This window comes from Alloyangia pacifica (assembly GCF_900116195.1).
Taxonomy (GTDB): domain Bacteria; phylum Pseudomonadota; class Alphaproteobacteria; order Rhodobacterales; family Rhodobacteraceae; genus Salipiger; species Salipiger pacificus.
Window position 1 is genome coordinate 1 of record NZ_FOZW01000040.1, and the last position, 1,719, is coordinate 1,719.

3 protein-coding genes are annotated in these 1,719 nt (G+C 66.0%); 2 read left to right on the forward strand and 1 reads right to left on the reverse strand.

Translation table 11 applies throughout. The features are described from left to right. The coding region (locus BM397_RS28840) for a transposase (protein WP_143015487.1) at nt 1-152 on the reverse strand (152 nt) is incomplete at its 3' end. 72 nt (nt 153-224) lie between these two features. Between BM397_RS28840 and BM397_RS28845 the strand changes: the two genes are divergently transcribed. Together BM397_RS28845 and BM397_RS29900 are read left to right on the forward strand one after the other, a co-directional pair. Continuing rightward, nucleotides 225-1,541 carry a recombinase family protein gene (locus tag BM397_RS28845; protein ID WP_245696291.1) on the forward strand — a complete coding sequence of 439 codons (1,317 nt, stop codon included), beginning with the start codon at nt 225-227 and terminating at the stop codon, nt 1,539-1,541. Then, on the forward strand, nt 1,538-1,711 hold the full coding sequence (locus tag BM397_RS29900) for a hypothetical protein (RefSeq protein WP_245696290.1): 174 nt from the start codon (nt 1,538-1,540) through the stop codon (nt 1,709-1,711). Before BM397_RS28845 ends, BM397_RS29900 begins: the two co-directional genes overlap by 4 nt. Nucleotides 1,712-1,719 lie beyond the last annotated feature (8 nt).

The window sequence follows — 1,719 nt, forward strand, 5'->3', positions numbered from 1 at the left end:
GACGCCTTCGCGAACTTCTTCTTCCAGGCGTAGAGCGAATACGCGCTGACCCCCAAACGCTCCGACACTTCCCTGACCGGGTAGCCCCGCTCGGTGATCTGCGCGACCGCGTCCTGCTTGAACTCATCGCTCAACTTGCTGCTGCTCATCATGGCCTCCTTGCCTCAAAATTAGCGAAGAAGGCGTCCACGATACACGGGGCTATTCAGATCGCCGGCGCCTCGATGCAGCGCCCCGGCCTCCAGAGCCTGCTCGATCTCGCGGCGCGTGGCGGGCTCGATGTCATCCTCTGCGAGGCCCTGGACCGACTGAGCCGGGATCAGGCCGACGTCGCCACGCTCTACAAGCAGCTGGAGTTCCACAACGTGCGGATCGTCACCCTCTCGGAGGGCGAGGTCAACGAGCTGCACGTGGGCCTCAAGGGCACGATGAACCAGATGTTCCTCAAGGACCTCGCTGCCAAGACGCGGCGCGGCCTGCGCGGACGCGTCGAATCCGGTAAATCCGGCGGCGGCAACGCCTATGGCTATGCCGTCGTGCGCCGGCTGGGTGCAGACGGTCTCCCCCTCACCGGGGAGCGCGAGATCATCCCCGAGGAGGCGGCGATCATCCGCCGCGTTTTCGAGGAGTTCGCGGATGGGTATTCACCAAAGGCCATCGCACGCCGCCTCAACGACGACGGCACCCCCGGCCCGCGCGGCGGTCCCTGGCGTGACACCGCGATCCGCGGCCACCGTATCCGTGGCACGGGGCTCTTGAACAACGAGCTCTATCTCGGGCGCCTCGTGTGGAACCGCTTGCGCTACGTGAAGGACCCGGCGACGGGCAAGCGCGTCTCGCGCCTCAATCCCGAGAGCGACTGGGTCATCCAGGATGTGCCGGAGCTGCGCATCATCAGTGACGAGCTGTGGACATCCGTGAAGGCCCGACAGTTGAAGATCGACGCAACGCCCGCCGTTCAGGGTATCCGGAAGAGCACGTTCTTGGAGAAGCGCCGCGGTCCGCACCTGCTCACCGGCAAGCTCGCCTGCGCCTGTTGCGGCGGCACCTTCGCCGCCGTGGGAAGGGACTATCTCGCCTGCTCCAACGCCCGCAAGCTCGGCACCTGCGATGCCCGCAAGTCGATCAAGCGCGCGGTCCTGGAAGAGGCTGTGCTCGACCTTCTGCGTGACCGCCTCATGCAGCCCGACGCCGTTGCCGAGTTCGTCTCCGCCTTCACCAAGACGGCCAATGCTGAGCGCGCCTCCGAGACAGCCTCCCGCCAGCAGGCAGCCAAGGCGCTGAAGGAACTCGAACGCAAGCTGCAAGGCCTCTACGACGCCATCGCAGATGGGTTCCGCACACCGGGCCTGCTGCAGCAACTCGAAGAGCTGGAAGCGAGGAAGGCAGCACTGCATTCGACTTGCAGGCGCCCGCCCCTGCCCCGGTGCGCTTCCACCCCGGGCTGGCGGAGCTCTACCGCAAGAAGGTCGCTGAGCTGTCGGAGGCGCTGCGCGACGCGGCAATCCGCACGCCGGCGCTGGACGTGCTCCGCGGGTTGATCGAGCGCGTCATCGTGCGCCACGAGAGCGGCACTCTGGTTCTGGAACTGGAAGGGGCGATCACGGCGATGATCGAGCAGGCACAGCCGGGTGTGCTGCACGGTGTCGATGCGTGTTCGGTGGAAGTGGTTGCGGGAGCAGGATTTGAACCTGCGACCTTCAGGTTATGAGCCTGACG